Here is a 17,991-nt window from a genome sequence, read left to right on the forward strand (position 1 = left end):
TTATTCACAATCAGGTCCGCCGGGCGCCGCAGGTGAATATACCGGCTGCGGCGCGGTTGAGAAGAGCGGCTTGGCTCCTATAACTCACTGAGACGTTTAAGGGTTTTTATGACACAACAGCCACAGGCAAAATATCGCCACGATTATCGCGCGCCCGATTACACCACGACCGATATCGACTTGGACTTCAGTCTGGACGCGGAAAACACGCGCGTGACCGCCGTCAGCAAAATCAAACGTCAGGGCGCGGCCGGCGCACCGTTGGTGCTGGATGGCGAGGATCTGACGCTGGTGAGCATTGAGGTCGACGGCCAACCGTGGGGCGCCTATCGTCAGCAGGATAACCAGCTGATCATCGAGGATTTGCCGGCACAATTCACTCTTACCATCGTCAACGATATTCATCCGGCGAAAAACACCGCGCTGGAAGGGCTGTACCTGTCCGGCGATGCGCTGTGCACGCAGTGCGAAGCCGAAGGCTTCCACCATATTACCTACTATCAGGATCGCCCGGACGTGCTGGCGCGTTTTACCACCCGCATCGTGGCCGACAAGGCGCGCTATCCGTTCCTGCTGTCCAACGGCAACCGCATCGGCCAGGGCGAATTGGCCGATGGCCGCCACTGGGTGCAATGGCAGGATCCGTTCCCGAAACCTTGTTACCTGTTTGCGCTGGTGGCGGGGGATTTCGACGTACTGCGCGACAGCTTCACCACCCGTTCCGGCCGTAAGGTGGCGCTGGAGCTGTTCGTCGATCGCGGCAACCTGGATCGCGCCGACTGGGCGATGACCTCGCTGAAGAACTCGATGAAGTGGGACGAGACCCGCTTCGGCCTGGAATACGATCTCGACATCTATATGATCGTGGCGGTCGACTTCTTCAATATGGGCGCGATGGAGAACAAAGGGTTAAATATCTTTAACTCCAAGTATGTGCTGGCCAAGGCGGAAACCGCCACCGACAAGGATTATCTGAACATCGAAGCGGTGATCGGCCATGAATACTTCCACAACTGGACTGGCAACCGCGTCACCTGCCGCGACTGGTTCCAGCTCAGCCTGAAAGAGGGGCTGACGGTGTTCCGCGATCAGGAGTTCAGTTCCGATCTGGGATCACGCTCGGTCAACCGCATCGACAACGTGCGCGTGATGCGCGGCGCACAGTTCGCCGAAGACGCGAGCCCGATGGCGCACGCCATTCGTCCGGACAAAGTGATCGAAATGAACAACTTCTACACCCTGACGGTGTATGAAAAGGGTTCCGAAGTGATCCGCATGATGCACACCCTGTTGGGAGAAGCGAATTTCCAGAAAGGGATGCAGCTCTATTTTGAGCGCCACGACGGCAGCGCCGCCACCTGCGACGACTTCGTGCAGGCGATGGAGGATGCATCCAACGTCGATCTGTCGCGCTTCCGCCGTTGGTATAGCCAGTCCGGTACGCCGCTGTTGACGGTGCGCGACGAGTACGACGCACAAACCCAACAATATCGCCTGCATGTCAGCCAGAAAACCGCGCCGACCGCCGATCAGCCGGAGAAGCTGCCGCTGCATATCCCGCTGGATATCGAATTGTACGACAGCGAAGGCAACGTCATTGCGCTGCAGAAGGGCGGTCTGCCGGTCAACAACGTGCTGAACGTCACCGAAGCGGAGCAGACTTTCGTGTTCGACGGCGTGGCGCACAAGCCGGTGCCGTCGCTGCTGCGCGAATTCTCCGCGCCGGTGAAGCTGGACTATCCGTACAGCGATCAGCAGCTGACCTTCCTGATGCAGCACGCGCGCAATGAATTTGCGCGTTGGGATGCGGCGCAGAGCCTGCTCGCGACCTATATCAAGCTGAACGTGGCGCGGCACCAGCAGAAACAGCCGTTGTCGCTGCCGCTGCATGTGGCCGACGCGTTCCGCGCGGTGTTGCTGGACGAGAAGTTGGATCCGGCGCTGGCGGCGCAGATCCTGACGCTGCCGTCGGAGAACGAGATCGCCGAGCTGTTCGCCACCATCGATCCGGAAGCGATCGCTGCAGTGCACGAAGCGATCGTTCGCTGCCTGGCGCGGGAACTGGCCGATGAGTGGCTGGCGGTGTACCACGCCAACAAGACCGACGGCTACCGCGTGGAGCACGCCGAGATCGCCAAGCGCGCCTTGCGCAATGTTTGTCTGGGCTATCTGGCGTTTGGCGAAGATGCGGCGCTGGCGGATCAGCTGGTGAGCGAACAGTATCGTCAGGCGGATAACATGACCGACTCGCTGGCGGCGCTGTCCGCCGCGGTCGCGGCCCAGTTGCCGTGCCGCGATGCGCTGTTGGCGGCGTTCGACGAACGCTGGCATCAGGATGGTCTGGTGATGGACAAATGGTTCGTGCTGCAGGGCGGCAGCCCGTCGGCGGACGTGCTGAGCAAGGTGCGTGCGCTGCTGCAACACCGCTCGTTCAGCCTGAGCAACCCGAACCGCACTCGTTCATTGATCGGCGGTTTCGCTTCCGGCAACCCGGCGGCGTTCCACGCTGCGGACGGCAGCGGCTATCAGTTCCTGGCGGAGATCCTGAGCGATCTCAACCAGCGCAACCCGCAGATCGCCGCGCGTCTGATCGAACCGCTGATTCGCTTGAAGCGTTACGATGCCGGCCGCCAGGCGCTGATGCGTAAGGCGCTGGAACAGCTGAAAGGGTTGGAAAACCTGTCCGGCGATCTGTACGAGAAGATCAGCAAGGCGCTCGACGCCTGATTTTTTCGCGCTAGAGACATCAAGGGACGGCCTGGGCCGTCCCTTTTTCATTCATTCAATTCGCCGCCCGGCGCGCGGCGTCCGTCGCGGCAGGCGGCGATAGTACCCGTTCCAGCACTTCGGCCTCCAGTTCTGCCAGCCTGACAGAGCCCTTGCGCCGCGGCCGCGGCAGATCGATGGCGAGATCCAGCCCGATATGCCCCTCTTCGATCAGGATGACCCGATCCGCCAGCGCGATGGCTTCGCTGACGTCGTGCGTGACCAGCAGTACGGTAAAACCGTGCTGTTGCCACAGTGTCTCTATCAGACCTTGCATCTCGATGCGCGTCAGGGCATCCAGCGCTCCGAGCGGTTCATCCAGCAGCAGCAGGCGGGGGCGGTGGATCAGCGCGCGCGCCAGGGCGACCCGCTGCTTTTGTCCGCCGGATAGCGCCGCCGGCCAGTCGCCGGCGCGATCCGCCAAACCGACCGCGGCCAGCGCCTCCAGCGCCGCGTCGCGCCAGTGGCCGCGCAGCCCCAGCCCTACGTTGTCGATCACCGTTTTCCATGGCAGCAGGCGCGCATCCTGAAACATCAGCCGGGTATCCTCTTTGGCGGCGGCGAGCGGCGCGTTGCCGCTGAGCAAAGCGCCGCTGCTGGCCTGTTCCAGGCCGGCCAACAGGCGCAGCAACGTGCTCTTGCCGCAGCCGCTGCGGCCGACCACCGCCACGAACTGCCCGGCGGAAATGCGCAGCTGAATATTGTCCAGCACCGTGCGGTTGCCGTAACGTTTGCCGATGGACTCCAGCGTCACCGGCGTGCCTTGCGCAAGGCGAGCGGGAAGGGTCATAGCGCTTCTCCCTGTTTCAGTTGATAGGCCGGATGCCAGCGTAGCCAAACGCGTTCCAGCAGTTGCGCACCCACGTCCGCCAGCTTGCCGAGCAGGGCGTACAGCACGATCGCCACCACCACCACGTCGGTTTGCAGGAATTCACGGGCGTTCATCGCCAGATAACCGATGCCTGAGTTGGCCGAGATGGTTTCGGCGACGATCAGCGTCAGCCACATGAAGCCGAGGGCGAAACGCACGCCGACCATGATCGACGGCAGTGCGCCCGGCAGCACCACCTGTGTGAACAAGCGGAAGCCGCTCAGGCCATAGCTGCGCGCCATCTCCAGCAGGCCGCGATCGATGTTTTTGATGCCGTGATAGGTATTGAGATAGATAGGAAACAGCGTGCCGAGCGCCACCAGAAAGATCTTGGCGGATTCATCGATGCCGAACCACAGGATCACCAGCGGGATCAGCGCCAGATGCGGCACGTTGCGGATCATTTGCACCGAGCTGTCCAGCAGGCGTTCACCCCAGCGCGACAGGCCGGTAATAAAACCGAGGGTAAGCCCGATGCCGCCGCCGATGGCAAAGCCTAACAACGCGCGCTGGCTGCTGATGCTCAGATGCTGCCACAGTTCGCCGCTTTTGCTCAGGCTCCAGAAGGCGGTCAGTACTGCGCTCGGTGCCGGCAAAATGCGGTTGGACAGCCAGCCGGTTTCGACGGCGATTTGCCAGATGATCACCAGCGCCAGCGGCAGCGCCCAAGGGGCCAGCCGGTACAGGATGCGTTGTGCGTTATTTGCCATCGGGGCGCTCCTCAACTCTGCGACACTTTTTGCGGAACATAAATGTTGGCTACCACTTCGCCCTGTGGACGTACCGGCTGAAGACGCGCGGGCGTTTCCTCCTGCGCCAGATCGAGGTGTGGGAACAGCAGTTCGCCGACGCGGTAGGCCTCTTCCAGATGCGGATAGCCGGAGAGAATGAAGGTGTCGATGCCCAGATCGGCATATTCCTGCATGCGCGCCGCGACCGTCGGGCCGTCGCCCACCAGCGCGGTGCCGGCACCGCCGCGCACCAGGCCGATGCCGGCCCACAGGTTCGGGCTGATCTCCAGGTTATCTTTCTTGCCGCCGTGCAGCGCCGCCATGCGCCGTTGGCCGACGGAGTCGAAGCGCGCAAAAGCCTGCTGTGCATTGGCGATGGTTTCTTCATCAAGGTGAGCGATTAGCCGATCGGCAGCGCGCCAGGCCTCTTCGGTGGTTTCCCGCACGATGACATGCAGGCGGATGCCAAAGCGTACCTGGCGGCCTTTCGCCGCCGCCTTGGCGCGAACTTCTTCGATCTTCTCTTTGACCTGCGCCGGCGGCTCTCCCCAGGTGAGGTACAGTTCCACCTGTTCGGCGGCCAGATCCTGCGCGGCGGCGGAAGATCCGCCAAAATAGAGCGGCGGGCGCGGTTGCTGCACCGGCGGGAACAGCAGTTTGGCGCCTTTCACCTGAATATGCTTGCCGTGGAAATCGACGGTTTCACCTTCCAGCACCCGGCGCCAGATATGAGTGAACTCGGTCGAGGCTTCGTAACGTTCTTCATGGCTGAGGTGCAATCCCTCTGCCGCCAGCTCTTCCGGATCGCCGCCGGTAACCAGATTGAACAGCGCGCGCCCGTTGGACAGGCGATCCAGCGTTGCCGCCTGGCGCGCCGCCAGCGTAGGGGAGATGATGCCCGGCCGCAGCGCGACCAAAAACTTCAGCCGCTGAGTGACCGGGATCAGCGAGGCGGCCACCAGCCAGGAGTCTTCGCACGAGCGGCCGGTAGGGATCAACACCCCACCGAATCCCAGCCGATCCGCCGCCTGGGCGATCTGCTGCAAATAGCCGTGATCGACGCTGCGTGCGCCCTGTGCGCTGCCGAGGTAGTGGCCGTCGCCGTGGGTGGGTAAAAACCAGAAAACGTTCAGGCTCATCGTCAATGTTCTCCCATTATTTATTGTGCGCTTGGGCGCCAGATGCGTTGCGAGATATCGACCTTCACCGGCACCAGTCGGTTGGCGTAAAACAGGTCGGCGGTTTGTTGCTGTGCGGCGATGGTATGCGCATCGAGCGGTGTGATGGCGGTCGGTGGGCGGTGATCCAGATAGCTGGCGATCACCGGCTCCGGCAGCCCCATGGCGTTGGCCAGCAGGGTCACGCTTTGCGCCCGGTCGCTGCGGGTCAGCGCATCGGCCTGGGTCAGCACCGTCAAGACCTGGCTGATAAAGGCGCCATTAGCTTCGACATACGGCCGCGCCGCCAAATAGAAGGAACCGGTCTGATTCAGATCGGTGCCGTCGCCGAGCACCCGGACGCCGCCCTGCAGCAGCGCGGCGGAATAATAAGGATCCCAAATGGCCCAGGCATCGACATTGCCCTGTTGGAAGGCGGCGCGCGCATCGGCGGGCGTCAGGTAAGCGGGCTGGATGTCGGTAAATTTCAAGCCGGCCTTTTGCAGCGATCGCAGCAGCAGGTTGTGCGAGCTGGATCCTTTCTGGAAGGCGACCTTATGGCCTTTCAGATCGGCGACGGTTTTGATCGGGCTGTTTTCCGGCACCAGGATCACTTCCGCTTTGGGTTTAGGTGGCTCAACGCCGACATACAGCAGGTCCGCCCCCGCGGCCTGCGCGAAGATCGGCGGAATATCGCCGGTGCTGCCCAGATCGATGCTGCCGACGTTCAGGGCTTCCAGCATCTGTGGGCCGGCGGGAAACTCGATCCAGCTGATGCGGGTGGCGGGGAAACGCTCCTCCAGCAGCCGGTGGCTTTTCGCCAGCACCAGGCTGACCGATCCTTTCTGGTAACCGATGCGGAATTGCGCCGGATCCTGCGCGGCGGCGGCGGCGGCGTTGGCCCAGACCAGCGACAGCAGGCCGGTGAAGGCGGCGGCGTTCAGCCAACGGCGCAAAGCGATGCGTTGTTTCATTCAAGCTCTCCTTTTCCAGGCGTTTCAGGCCGTCTGGCGCGTCGCTAGCGGTGAGGCGACGCGCAGCGCAGGCGGTTTGCGGCGGCCAAGCGCCAGGTAGAAGCTGGCCAGCGCCTCTTCCAGCCGGGCGGCGACGGCGTCGGTGAGCGTGGCGCTTTCACCGGTCAGTTGGATCTGGCTATCGTCGGCGAACACGCCGTGCAACACCTCTTGCGCTTTCAGCGCCGCCAGCACCGGTTTCAGCGCATAGTCCACCGCCAGCATATGGCCGATCGAACCGCCGGTCGCCAGCGGCAGCACCACCTTATGATCCAGTGCGCGCTCCGGCAGCAGATCCAGCAGGGTTTTCAGCGCGCCGGAGAACGACGCCTTATAAACCGGCGTGGAGATCAGCAGGCCGTCGGCCTGCGCCAGCTGGTCGGCAAAGGCCTTGATCGCCGGGCTGTTGAAGTTGGCGTACAGCAGATCTTCGGCATCGAAGTCGTGCAGGGTATAAGCCGTCACCTCCACACCTTGCTGCCGCAGCCAGTTCTGACTCAGCGAGAGCAGTGCGGCGGAACGTGATGGGATGCGTGGGCTACCGGCCAGTGATATAACGCGCATTGCCACTCCTTATAACTAAAAGTTAGGTTTAATTAGAAAATCAATAGGAAGTGTTTTAAACCTACCAGCAACTGGGCGCGTTTTTTAAATCTCATTTTTTGATTTGGATATGCGCAAAAGCGGATTGGCGCCGATTTGGCGGCGAAGAGAGAAAACGATTGCGTAAAAACGGCTTTTTTTGCCTTTAATCAATTCCAATTGGGCGGGGGATACCGGATAATACGCCCCCGGTTTGCAACCGGGAAATCAGGAGAGTCCATGTACTACCCCCTCATCAGGAAAGCGTTGTTCCAGCTCGATCCGGAGCGCGCGCACGAAGTGACCTTTCGTCAGCTCAGCCGTATTACCGGCACCCCATTAGCGTTTCTTGTCCGCCAGTCCGTGCCGACCAAACCGGTCAGCTGCATGGGGCTGTCGTTTAAAAATCCGTTGGGATTGGCCGCCGGTCTGGATAAAAACGGCGAATGCATCGATGCGTTCGGCGCGATGGGCTTCGGCCATGTGGAAGTCGGCACCGTGACGCCGCGTCCGCAACCGGGCAACGATAAGCCGCGCTTGTTCCGCGTGGTTGAGGCGGAAGGCCTGATCAACCGCATGGGGTTCAATAACCATGGCGTGGACAATCTGGTTGAAAACGTTAAGAAATCCCATTTTGGCGGCATTCTTGGGATCAATATCGGCAAGAATAAAGACACTCCGGTCGAGCAGGGTAAAGACGATTATTTGATCTGCATGGATAAAGTTTATCCGTATGCCGGTTATATCGCGATCAACATCTCTTCACCGAATACGCCGGGGTTACGATCCTTACAGTATGGCGAAGCGCTGGACGATCTTTTGGCGGCGATTAAAAATAAGCAGCAGGAATTACATGCGCGCCATCACAAATATGTGCCGGTGGCGGTAAAGATCGCGCCGGATCTTTCAGAAGAAGAATTGATCCAAATTGCCGATAGCCTGGTGCGGCATAATATCGATGGCGTGATCGCCACCAATACCACCTTGGATCGAAAATTGATCCAGGGATTGAATTACTGCGAGCAAGCGGGCGGGTTAAGCGGGCGTCCGTTGCAATCACGCAGCACCGAGGTGATTCGTCGTCTCTCCACCGAACTGCAAGGGCGCCTGCCGATTATCGGCGTGGGCGGCATCGATTCGCTGACGGCGGCGCGCGAAAAAATGGAGGCCGGCGCGAGTCTGCTGCAAATTTATTCCGGATTTATCTATCACGGCCCGCGTTTGATTAAAGATATCGTTACCCATATCTAATATTTTTCCTCTCATTTTATTCCGGGGGTTTATTTCTGCCCCCGGCTCGTCTATATTTTGTTCGTTAGCATAAATATCGTTCGCGGAATTATCCGATGTTTAAGCTATTTTATCGATGATAAAATCGCCTTTTAGGGTGAGTGCGGCGTTGGCGTAGGCAGCGAGAAGGATACGAAATGAAGATAAAACCTGACGATAATTGGCGTTGGTATTTTGATGCCGAACACGATCGGCTAATGTTGGATTTAGCTAATGGTATGATCTTTCGTTCACGTTTCCCGGCCAAAATGTTAACGCCGGACGCCTTCGATGAATGCGCTTTTTGCGTGGATGACGCCGCCCTTTATTTCACCTATGAAGAACAGTGCAAACAGGTCAAGCTCAGCCACGAGCAGCGCGCCGAGCTGGTGCTGAATGCGCTGGTCGCCTACCGTTTCCTGAAACCGCTGATGCCGAAAAGCTGGCATTTCTCGCAGCAGCACTATCCGTTGCAGCCGAAAAATGGCGAGCTGGCGGCGGTAAAAGTGATGGAAAGTGGCGCGGAAGCGCGCCTGCTGGTGGTGGAGGCCGGGGATAACGCCAGCCTGTGCCTGCTGGCGCAAAATCAGCTGACGGTGGCCGGCCGCACCATGGTTTTGGGCGACGCCATCAAGGTGATGCACGATCGGCTGAAACCCTGCGCGCAGGATGAAAGCGCCGCCCCGGCTTACGACAGGGCGGTGTAAGGCGGATTACGCCAGGGTTAAATCGCTTTTCGGGATGCAGCTGCAGCACAGGATGGTGCCGTTGTCGCCCAACGCGCTTTTCTTCAGGGGCGCGACCTCACCGCTCACCAACGTAATGCGGCAGCTGCCGCAAATCCCGGCGCGGCAGGAGTAAGGCACGCGAATGCCTTGCTGCTCCAGCTGTTCGAGCAGGATCTGCTGATTGTTGCCGGTAAATACCTTTCCTTCATAGTCGATAGTGACGCTGTGCGCGCTGTCTTGCGGCGCCTGCACGCTCTCCACCACTTTGCCGGCGCCATACGGGCGCGGCGGTTTGGTCGACAATACTTCCACCGTATCGCCCACGCGAATGATGCCGCTGTTGCGCGCGATCATATTCTGGCCGAAATCGATATCGCCGTTGTCGGCGGTGCGGAATTTTTGCAGCGTGCTCAGCGGTTCGCCGCTCGGATGCTTGCGGCCGCGTTCGGTACTGACGGTAGTCAGCACGCAGCGGCTGCAGGGTTTCACCAGATCGAACATCACGTCGCCGACGCGGATCACCTGCCAGCCGTCTTCGGCCCAGGCGGTTGCGCCGCTCACCACCAGGTTGGGGCGAAACTGCTCCAGCTTGATGCTGCCGGGGCAGCGCTGCTGCAGATCGTTGAACGAGGCCTGGTTAATCAGCAGATAAGGGTAGCCATCGGCAAACGTCAGCGGAATCTCAGGGTGCTTCTTCACCCGGCGGGTCAACTCCGGCCCCAGCCAACGCAGCTGCACGTCGCGCTGGAAATAGCCGCTCAGCCAGCGGTTGATCTCATCCGGCGCGATCAGCGCGGTGAAATGGTTGCCCCACACCTCGGTCGGCTGCGGCGCGGCGGCGAAGTCGCTGAAGCGAATGGCGGCGCTTTCGCCGTCCGGCGCAGTCAGGAACAGTCCGTCCGGCAACAGCGCCGGCGTGAACAACACCATCTGCGGGTATTGGCGCGCGGTAATAAAGGTGCCGTCCGGCTCGGTGATCATAAAGTTGCGGTCGAAAGCCAGGCCGCTGCTGCCGACCTGGGCGTAAGAAAGCTGCAGACCGCGCAATGATTTAACCGGATGGACGTAGAGTCTGGAAAGCGTAATCACCCTTATCTCCGTGCGATGATTAAATAGAAGGGAGCAACTTTATGACAAGCGGTGCGGATTAGCTATAATGCGCAACAATTTTCTTTTTGGTGATAAGCACGATATGAACTCTCTGTTTGCCAGCACGGCGCGTGGATTGGAAGAACTGTTAAAAAGCGAGCTGGAAGCGCTTGGCGCTCACGACTGCAAAGTGGTGCAGGGTGGGGTACATTTTCAGGGTGACGATCGTCTTCTGTACCAAAGCCTGCTCTGGAGCCGCCTGGCTTCGCGCATTCTGTTGCCGCTGAACGAATTCCGCGTGCACAGCGACCTGGATCTGTACCTCGGGGTGCAGGCGATCGACTGGCCGAGCATTTTTGGCGTGGATAAAACCTTTGCCGTGCATTTCAGCGGCGTGAACGAAGAGATCCGCAACAGCCAGTATGGCGCGCTGAAGGTGAAAGACGCCATCGTCGACAGCTTCACCCGTAAACTGGACCAACGCCCGACGGTCGCCAAGCAGCAGCCGGATATTCGGGTTAACGTCTTCCTGCAACGCGATATGGCCAGCGTGGCCCTCGATCTGAGCGGCGAAGGCCTGCACCAGCGCGGCTATCGCGATCTTACCGGCCAGGCGCCGCTGAAGGAAAACCTGGCGGCCGCCATCGTGCTGCGTTCCGGTTGGCAGTCGGGCACGCCGATGCTCGATCCGATGTGCGGCTCCGGCACGCTGTTGATCGAAGCGGCAATGATCGCCGCCGATCGTGCGCCGGGCCTGCACCGCCAACACTGGGGCTTCAGCGCCTGGAACGGTCACGACGCCGACCTGTGGCGTGAAGTCACCACCGAAGCGCAGGTGCGCGCGCGCCGTGGCCTGCTGGAAACCCCCTCTCGCTTCTTCGGGTCCGATATCGATCGCCGGGTGATTGAAATGGCGCGCGGCAACGCCCGCCGCGCCGGCGTCGCCGAGCTGATCACCTTCAACGTCGGTGACGTGGCGCGCTTGACCAATCCACTGCCGGAAGGCCCGCACGGCACCGTGATCAGCAACCCGCCGTACGGCGAACGTCTGGAAAGCGAACCGGCATTGATCGCGCTGCACAACATGCTGGGTCGCGTGATGAAAAGCGCCTTTGGCGGCTGGCAGCTGTCATTGTTCAGCGCTTCGCCGGAGCTGTTGAGCTGCCTGCAGCTGCGCGCCGAGCGCCAGTTCAAGGCGAAGAACGGCCCGCTGGAGTGCGTGCAGAAAAACTATCAGCTGGCGGCAAACCCGGCCGGCGCCGCTACCGGCGGCGTGCAGGTGGCGGAAGATTTCGCCAACCGTCTGCGCAAGAACTTGAAGAAGCTCGACAAGTGGGCGAAGCAGCAAGGCATTGAATGCTACCGCTTGTACGACGCCGATCTGCCAGAATACAACGTTGCGGTGGATCGCTACGGCAGCAAGGTGGTCGTGCAGGAGTATGCGCCGCCGAAAACCGTCGATGCGCAAAAAGCGCGTCAGCGCCTGTTCGATGTGATCAACGCGACGTTGGCGGTGCTGGAACTGCCGTCGAATCAGCTGATCCTGAAAACCCGCGAGCGGCAGAAGGGTAAAAACCAGTACGAGAAACTGGCGCAAAAGGGCGAGTTCCTGTTGGTGGAAGAGTATAACGCCAAGCTGTGGGTCAACCTGACCGACTATCTCGATACCGGCCTGTTCCTCGATCACCGCATCGCGCGCCGCATGCTGGGCGAGATGAGCAACGGCAAAGACTTCCTCAACCTGTTTGCCTATACCGGCACCGCCAGCGTGCACGCCGGGCTGGGCGGCGCGCGCAGCACCACCACGGTGGACATGTCGCGCACCTATCTGGAATGGGCGGAGAAGAACCTGCGCGCCAACGGCCTGACCGGCCGCCAGCATCGGCTGATCCAGGCCGACTGCCTGTCTTGGCTGAGCAACGCCGACGAACAGTTCGACGTGATCTTCATCGATCCGCCGACGTTCTCCAACTCCAAGCGGATGGAGAACACCTTTGACGTGCAGCGCGATCATCTGGCGCTGATGAAAGATTTGAAACGGTTGCTGCGCCGCAACGGGACCATCATGTTCTCGAACAACAAGCGCGGTTTCCAAATGGATATGGCAGGGCTGAGCGCGTTGGGTCTGGAGGCGAAAGAGATCACCGCCAAGACGCTGTCGCAGGATTTTGCCCGTAACCGTCAGATCCACAACTGCTGGCTGGTGACTCACGCCGGCGAAGGAAAATAATTACTATGTCGTTAATCAGCATGTCCGGCGCCTGGCTCTCTTTCAGCGATGCGCCGCTTTTAGACAACACCGAAATTCATATCGAAGACAACGAGCGCGTGTGTCTTGTCGGGCGCAACGGCGCCGGTAAATCCACGCTGCTGAAGATCCTCGGCAAAGAGATCCCGCTGGACGACGGCCGGGTGATCTACGAACAGGATCTGATCGTGGCGCGCTTGCAACAGGATCCGCCGCGCAATATCGGCGGCAGCGTGTTCGATTTCGTGGCGGAAGGCGTCGCGGAGCAGGCGGAACACCTGAAGGCGTATCACGCGATCTCGCACCTGGTGGAAAGCGACCCGAGCGAGAAAAACCTGGCGCGCATGGCGCAAATCATGGAGATCCTCGATCACCAGGGGCTGTGGCAGCTCGACAGCCGCATCAGCGAAGTGCTGCTGCAGCTGGGGCTGAACGGCGACGCCGAACTGTCTTCGCTGTCCGGCGGCTGGCTGCGTAAAGCGGCGCTGGGCCGCGCGCTGGTGAGCTCACCGCGCGTGCTGCTGCTCGACGAACCGACCAACCACCTGGATATCGAAACCATCGACTGGCTGGAAGGCTTCCTGAAAGAGTTCGACGGCAGCATCGTCTTCATCTCGCACGACCGTTCGTTTATCCGCAACATGGCGACGCGCATCGTCGATCTGGATCGCGGCAAGCTGGTCTCCTGGCCGGGCAACTACGATCTGTATCTGCAGAGCAAAGAAGAAGCGCTGCGGGTGGAAGAGCTGCAAAACGCCGAGTTCGACCGCAAGCTGGCGCAGGAAGAGGTTTGGATCCGTCAGGGCATCAAGGCGCGCCGTACCCGCAACGAAGGCCGCGTGCGCGCGCTGAAGGCGCTGCGCGTCGAGCGTTCAGAGCGCCGTGAAGTGATGGGCACCGCCAAGATGCAGGTGGAAGAGGCGACCCGCTCCGGCAAAATCGTGTTCGAGCTGGAAGACGTCAATTATCAGGTCGGCGAGAAAGTGCTGGTGCGCGGTTTCTCCGCCCAGGTGCAACGCGGCGACAAGATTGCGCTGGTGGGGCCTAACGGCTGCGGTAAAACCACGCTGCTGAAACTGATGCTCGGTCAGCTGAAAGCCGACAGCGGCCGCGTGCACTGCGGCACCAAGCTGGAAGTGGCTTATTTCGACCAGCACCGCGCCGATCTCGATCCGGAGCGCACGGTGATGGACAACCTGGCGGAAGGCAAGCAGGAAGTGATGGTCAACGGCCGCCCTCGTCACGTCTTGGGTTATCTGCAGGACTTCCTGTTCCACCCGAAACGCGCGATGACGCCGGTGAAGGCGTTGTCGGGCGGTGAGCGTAACCGTCTGCTGTTGGCTAAGCTGTTTCTGAAACCGAGCAATCTGCTGATCCTCGATGAACCAACCAACGATCTCGACGTCGAAACGCTGGAGCTGCTGGAAGAGCTGATCGACGGCTATCAGGGCACCGTGTTGCTGGTCAGTCACGATCGTCAGTTCGTCGACAACTCGGTGACCGAGTGCTGGATCTTCGAAGGCAATGGCGTGATCAACGCCTTCGTCGGCGGCTACTACGATGCGCATCACCAGCGCGCCACGGCGAAACCGATTCGCCAGGCGGCGCCGAGCGCGAACAAACCGGCGGCGGAGAAGAAGGCCGAACAGCCGAAGAAGGCGGCGGCCAAGCTGAGCTACAACCTGCTGCGCGAACTGGAACAGCTGCCGCAGCGGCTCGAACAGCTGGAGGCGGAAATCGAAGCGCTGCAGGCGCAGATGAGCGACGCCGACTTCTTCACGCGGCCGCACAGCGAAACGCAAGAGGTGCTGACGGCGCTGGCTAACGCCGAGCAGGCGCTGGAGCAGGCCTTCGCCCGCTGGGAAGAGCTGGAAGCGATGAAAAACGGCTGACCGTTGCGATACCGCCCGCGCGCTGCTGCGGGCGGTATCGACGTGCCGGTGAGCAACGTTATTTAGGAGGAATATGGTGTGTTCCCACAACAATCATCAGCAGCATAGTCATTCCGCACCGGCGGCGCAGCAGCAGGATAACCTGATACTGTGCCCGCAATGCGACATGCTGGTGGCGCTGCCGCCGCTGGCCTATGGCAGCAAAGCGGTATGCCCGCGCTGCAAAACCACGCTCAGCGCCCGCTGGGACGAGCCGCGTAAGCGGCCGATCGGTTACGCGCTCAGCGCGTTGTTCATGTTGGTGTTGGCCAACATTTTCCCGTTTATCAACATGCGCGTCGCCGGTCTCGGCAACGAGATCCGACTGATTCAAATTCCGGAAGTCATGGTGGCGGAAGACTACGCCAGCATGGCCACGCTGTTTATGGTGTTCGTGCAGCTGATCCCGGCGTTCTGCATGGTGGCGATCATCCTGCTGTGCGCCAAAGTGCGACTGCCGCTGGGGCTTAAAGAGTGGATGGCCAGGGTGCTGTTCCAGTTCAAGACCTGGTGCATGGTGGAGATTTTCCTCGCCGGGGTGCTGGTCAGCTTCGTCAAGCTGATGGCCTACGGCGACATCGGCATCGGCAGCAGCTTCGTGCCGTATTGCCTGTTCTGTCTGCTGCAGGTTCGCGCCTTCCAGTGCGTAGATCGGCGCTGGCTGTGGCAGGACATCGAGCCGGCGCCGCGTCTCGATCGCCCGCTGACGGTGGGGCGCACCGGCATGCGCCAGGGCGTGCGCTCCTGCGCCTGCTGCACGGCGATTCTGCCGGCCAGTCAGGTGCGCTGCCCGCGCTGCCACACCAAGGGCTACGTGCGCCGCCGCCACAGCCTGCAATGGACGCTGGCGCTGCTCGTAACCTCCATCATGCTGTATATTCCGGCCAACCTGATGCCGATCATGGTGACCGAGGCGCTGGGCAACAAGATGAACTCCACCATCATGGCGGGGGTGATCCTGCTGTGGGGAGACGGTTCTTACCCGGTGGCGATGGTGATTTTCATCGCCAGTATCATGGTGCCGTCGCTGAAAATGCTGGCGATCGGCTGGCTGTGCTGGGACGCCAACGGCAGGAAGAAGCCGCGCGCCGACAGCGAGCGCATGCATCTGATTTATGAAGTGGTCGAATTCGTTGGCCGCTGGTCAATGATCGACGTGTTTGTGATCGCCGTATTGTCGGCGTTGGTGCGAATGGGGCAGTTGATGAGCATTTATCCCGCGACGGGCGCCGTGCTGTTCGCGCTGGTGGTGATCCTCACCATGTTCGCCGCCATGACATTTGATCCCCGGCTGACCTGGGATCGCGCAAGTGAAACAATCAACAAGGAGCCGCAAGGTGACGGAAAATAATCATAGCGTCGCGGACGTTGAGAAGATCAAACGCTGGTCGCCGGTGTGGATCATTCCCATCGTGACCGCGCTGATCGGCGCCTGGATCCTGTTTTACCACTTCAGCCATCAGGGGCCGGTGGTGACGCTGGTCACTACGACGGCGGAAGGGCTGGAAGCGGGTAAAACCAAAATCAAAAGCCGCAGCGTTGACGTCGGCGTGGTGGAAACCGTCACGCTGAGCGATGACCTGAGCAAGGTGATGGTGCAGGCGCGCCTTAATTCCGGCATGGAGAAATTGCTGCGCCAGGACTCTGCCTTTTGGGTGGTGAAGCCGCAGATCGGCCGTGAAGGCGTCTCCGGCTTGGGTACGCTGCTCTCCGGCGCCTATATCGAACTGCAGCCGGGCAGCAAGGGTAAAGACGGCAAAGACAACTATCAGCTGCTCGATGCGCCGCCGCTGGCGTCTCCGGACGCCAAAGGGCTGCGCATCGTGCTGGACAGCGAAAAATCGGGCCAGCTTAACGCCGGCGATCCGGTGCTGTTCCGCGGCTATCGCGTCGGGTCGGTGGAGACCAGTTACTTCGATCCTAAAGAGCGCGCCATGCGCTATCAGCTGTTCATCACCGCGCCTTATGACCAACTGGTTACCACCAACGTGCGCTTCTGGAAAGACAGCGGCGTGGCGTTCGACATGTCGGCGCAGGGCATGCGGGTGGAGATGGGGTCGTTGACCACGCTGTTCAGCGGCGGTGTCAGCTTCGATGTGCCGGACGGCTGGGATCGCGGTGAGCAGGCGAAAGAGAAGGCGGAATACCAGCTGTTCGACAACCAGCGCAGCACGCAGGATTCGCTGTATACCGTGCATAAAGACTACCTGCTGTTCTTCTCCGATTCGGTACGCGGCCTGCAGCCGGGCGCGCCGGTCGAGTTCCGTGGCATCCGTTTGGGCACGGTGGCGCAGGTGCCGTTCTATAAAGAGGGCATGGCGCAGCGTCTGGATAACGATTACCGCATTCCGGTGCTGATCCGTATCGAGCCGGATCGTTTCCAGAAACAGCTGGGCGGCAACTTCGATATCGAAGGCCACTTGAAAGACGCCGAGTCCCGCGGCATGCGCGCTTCGATGAAGTCCGCTAACCTGCTGACCGGTTCGCTGTATATCGATCTCGACTTCTATCCGCAGGAGAAGGCGTGGAAAGGGCCGCGTGAGGTCTTCGGTTATCCGCTGATGCCGACCACCAGCGGCGGTTTGGCACAGATCCAGCAGAAGCTGATGCAGACGCTGGACAAGATCAACGCGATGCCGATCAATCCGATGATCAACGAGGCGACCAAAACGCTGGCGGAAAGCCAGAAAACCATGAAGTCGACGCAGCAGACCATGAAGTCGCTGAACGACATCATCGCCAGCAAAGAGATGCAGGCGCTGCCGCAGGATATGCAGAAAACGCTGCTGGAGCTGAACCGCAGCATGAAAGGGTTCCAGCCTGGCTCACCGGCTTACAACAAGATGGTGGGCGACATGCAGCGCCTCGACCAGGTGTTGCGTGAGCTGCAGCCGGTGCTGCGCACCCTGAATGAGAAGAGCAACGCGCTGGTGTTTGAAGCCGCTGGCAGCAATGACCCTCAGCCGAAGAAGGCCACTAAATGATGAAATGGATCCCGGTAGCCCTGGCGCTGTTGCTCAGCGCCTGCAGCAGTTCACCACAGAAGACCTACTATCAGTTGCCGGCGCTGGGCGCGCCGGCGGCGGTCAGCAGCAGCGGCGCCTCCACGCGCCAGCTGTGGCTGGAGCACGTGAGCGTGGCGGATTATCTGGCGCAGAGCGGCGTGGTGTATCAGACCAACGACGTCCAGTACGTGATAGCCCAAAATAACCTGTGGGCCAGCCCGCTCGACCAGCAGCTGCAGCAAACGCTGGTCACCAACCTGAGCAGCGCGCTGCCGGGCTGGGTGGTCTCTTCGCAGCCGATGAGCAGCGATCAGGATGTGCTGAACGTGACCATCAGCGGTTTCCACGGCCGCTTTGACGGTAAAGCGATCATTCGCGGCGAGTGGGTGCTGAACCGCCAGGGGCGTTTGATCAAACGGCCGTTCAGCCTGGAGCTGAAACAGGGTGAGGACGGTTATGACGCCCTGGTGCGCACCCTGGCGCAGGGCTGGCAGCAGGAGGCTCAGGCTATCGCAACACAGATGGGCGGCATTTAGTCATAATTTGGTCTAAAATCATCTAATCCCTGTCGGCGTGAAAAGTCTTTTTTTCTCATCGGCAG

14 protein-coding genes are annotated in these 17,991 nt (G+C 60.6%); 8 read left to right on the forward strand and 6 right to left on the reverse strand.

Annotated elements, in window-relative coordinates:
- Positions 1 to 108 precede the first annotated feature (108 nt).
- The gene (gene pepN / locus ATE40_RS05375) at positions 109 to 2,727 is read left to right on the forward strand and encodes an aminopeptidase N (RefSeq protein ID WP_019454522.1); all 2,619 of its coding nucleotides are present in this window, start codon (positions 109 to 111) and stop codon (positions 2,725 to 2,727) included.
- Between the two features lie 55 nt (positions 2,728 to 2,782).
- On the opposite strand, the gene ssuB is transcribed toward pepN, so the two are convergent.
- Genes ssuB through ssuE form a run of 5 tightly spaced genes read right to left on the reverse strand, consistent with a single transcriptional unit; the run spans position 2,783 to position 7,102 of the window.
- Positions 2,783 to 3,556 (reverse strand): aliphatic sulfonates ABC transporter ATP-binding protein, encoded by a 774-nt coding sequence (ssuB, locus tag ATE40_RS05380; RefSeq protein ID WP_063919137.1) that lies wholly within the window; start codon positions 3,554 to 3,556, stop codon positions 2,783 to 2,785.
- The gene (gene ssuC, locus ATE40_RS05385) at positions 3,553 to 4,347 is read right to left on the reverse strand and encodes an aliphatic sulfonate ABC transporter permease SsuC (RefSeq protein ID WP_019454520.1); all 795 of its coding nucleotides are present in this window, start codon (positions 4,345 to 4,347) and stop codon (positions 3,553 to 3,555) included. The genes ssuB and ssuC overlap by 4 nt, the downstream gene beginning before the upstream one ends.
- Positions 4,348 to 4,358: 11 nt before the next feature.
- Positions 4,359 to 5,507, reverse strand: coding sequence for an FMNH2-dependent alkanesulfonate monooxygenase (ssuD, locus tag ATE40_RS05390; RefSeq protein WP_063919138.1), 1,149 nt, complete (start codon positions 5,505 to 5,507; stop codon positions 4,359 to 4,361).
- 20 nt (positions 5,508 to 5,527) lie between these two features.
- Positions 5,528 to 6,499: a sulfonate ABC transporter substrate-binding protein gene (locus ATE40_RS05395; protein ID WP_063919139.1), complete on the reverse strand. Its 972-nt coding sequence runs from the start codon at positions 6,497 to 6,499 to the stop codon at positions 5,528 to 5,530.
- Positions 6,500 to 6,523: 24 nt separating this feature from the next.
- On the reverse strand, positions 6,524 to 7,102 hold the full coding sequence (gene ssuE, locus ATE40_RS05400; protein ID WP_019454517.1) for an NADPH-dependent FMN reductase: 579 nt from the start codon (positions 7,100 to 7,102) through the stop codon (positions 6,524 to 6,526).
- 258 nt (positions 7,103 to 7,360) lie between these two features.
- Between ssuE and pyrD the strand changes: the two genes are divergently transcribed.
- Complete coding sequence (pyrD, locus tag ATE40_RS05405) at positions 7,361 to 8,371, forward strand: quinone-dependent dihydroorotate dehydrogenase (protein WP_019454516.1); 1,011 nt, start codon at positions 7,361 to 7,363, stop codon at positions 8,369 to 8,371.
- 176 nt (positions 8,372 to 8,547) lie between these two features.
- On the forward strand, positions 8,548 to 9,096 hold the full coding sequence (locus ATE40_RS05410) for a cell division protein ZapC (RefSeq protein WP_004928171.1): 549 nt from the start codon (positions 8,548 to 8,550) through the stop codon (positions 9,094 to 9,096).
- Between the two features lie 6 nt (positions 9,097 to 9,102).
- Here ATE40_RS05410 and ATE40_RS05415 read toward each other — a convergent pair whose 3' ends face one another.
- Positions 9,103 to 10,206, reverse strand: coding sequence for a YcbX family protein (locus tag ATE40_RS05415; RefSeq protein WP_025159671.1), 1,104 nt, complete (start codon positions 10,204 to 10,206; stop codon positions 9,103 to 9,105).
- Positions 10,207 to 10,309: 103 nt separating this feature from the next.
- Between ATE40_RS05415 and rlmKL the strand changes: the two genes are divergently transcribed.
- The 5 genes from rlmKL (at position 10,310) to pqiC (ending at position 17,926) form a co-directional block, all read left to right on the forward strand.
- Positions 10,310 to 12,436, forward strand: coding sequence for a bifunctional 23S rRNA (guanine(2069)-N(7))-methyltransferase RlmK/23S rRNA (guanine(2445)-N(2))-methyltransferase RlmL (rlmKL, locus tag ATE40_RS05420; protein ID WP_156785402.1), 2,127 nt, complete (start codon positions 10,310 to 10,312; stop codon positions 12,434 to 12,436).
- Positions 12,437 to 12,441: 5 nt separating this feature from the next.
- The gene (locus tag ATE40_RS05425; protein WP_063919141.1) at positions 12,442 to 14,346 is read left to right on the forward strand and encodes an ABC transporter ATP-binding protein; all 1,905 of its coding nucleotides are present in this window, start codon (positions 12,442 to 12,444) and stop codon (positions 14,344 to 14,346) included.
- A gap of 73 nt (positions 14,347 to 14,419) precedes the next feature.
- The gene (pqiA, locus tag ATE40_RS05430) at positions 14,420 to 15,736 is read left to right on the forward strand and encodes a membrane integrity-associated transporter subunit PqiA (RefSeq protein WP_019454512.1); all 1,317 of its coding nucleotides are present in this window, start codon (positions 14,420 to 14,422) and stop codon (positions 15,734 to 15,736) included.
- The gene (gene pqiB / locus ATE40_RS05435; protein ID WP_019454511.1) at positions 15,723 to 17,369 is read left to right on the forward strand and encodes an intermembrane transport protein PqiB; all 1,647 of its coding nucleotides are present in this window, start codon (positions 15,723 to 15,725) and stop codon (positions 17,367 to 17,369) included. Before pqiA ends, pqiB begins: the two co-directional genes overlap by 14 nt.
- Positions 17,366 to 17,926: a membrane integrity-associated transporter subunit PqiC gene (gene pqiC / locus ATE40_RS05440; protein ID WP_019454510.1), complete on the forward strand. Its 561-nt coding sequence runs from the start codon at positions 17,366 to 17,368 to the stop codon at positions 17,924 to 17,926. The genes pqiB and pqiC overlap by 4 nt, the downstream gene beginning before the upstream one ends.
- The last annotated feature ends 65 nt before the right edge of the window (positions 17,927 to 17,991 follow it).

The sequence above is a fragment of the Serratia surfactantfaciens genome (genome assembly GCF_001642805.2).
Taxonomy (GTDB): Bacteria; Pseudomonadota; Gammaproteobacteria; order Enterobacterales; family Enterobacteriaceae; genus Serratia; species Serratia surfactantfaciens.

Bases quoted from the DNA above. Each gene is read 5' to 3' on its own strand.
- pepN (WP_019454522.1), top strand. From the start codon at position 109: ATGACACAACAGCCACAGGCAAAATATCGCCACGATTATCGCGCGCCC.
- ssuB (WP_063919137.1), bottom strand. From the start codon at position 3,556: ATGACCCTTCCCGCTCGCCTTGCGCAAGGCACGCCGGTGACGCTGGAG.
- ssuC (WP_019454520.1), bottom strand. From the start codon at position 4,347: ATGGCAAATAACGCACAACGCATCCTGTACCGGCTGGCCCCTTGGGCG.
- ssuD (WP_063919138.1), bottom strand. From the start codon at position 5,507: ATGAGCCTGAACGTTTTCTGGTTTTTACCCACCCACGGCGACGGCCAC.
- ATE40_RS05395 (WP_063919139.1), bottom strand. From the start codon at position 6,499: ATGAAACAACGCATCGCTTTGCGCCGTTGGCTGAACGCCGCCGCCTTC.
- ssuE (WP_019454517.1), bottom strand. From the start codon at position 7,102: ATGCGCGTTATATCACTGGCCGGTAGCCCACGCATCCCATCACGTTCC.
- pyrD (WP_019454516.1), top strand. From the start codon at position 7,361: ATGTACTACCCCCTCATCAGGAAAGCGTTGTTCCAGCTCGATCCGGAG.
- ATE40_RS05410 (WP_004928171.1), top strand. From the start codon at position 8,548: ATGAAGATAAAACCTGACGATAATTGGCGTTGGTATTTTGATGCCGAA.
- rlmKL (WP_156785402.1), top strand. From the start codon at position 10,310: ATGAACTCTCTGTTTGCCAGCACGGCGCGTGGATTGGAAGAACTGTTA.
- ATE40_RS05425 (WP_063919141.1), top strand. From the start codon at position 12,442: ATGTCGTTAATCAGCATGTCCGGCGCCTGGCTCTCTTTCAGCGATGCG.
- pqiA (WP_019454512.1), top strand. From the start codon at position 14,420: ATGGTGTGTTCCCACAACAATCATCAGCAGCATAGTCATTCCGCACCG.
- pqiC (WP_019454510.1), top strand. From the start codon at position 17,366: ATGATGAAATGGATCCCGGTAGCCCTGGCGCTGTTGCTCAGCGCCTGC.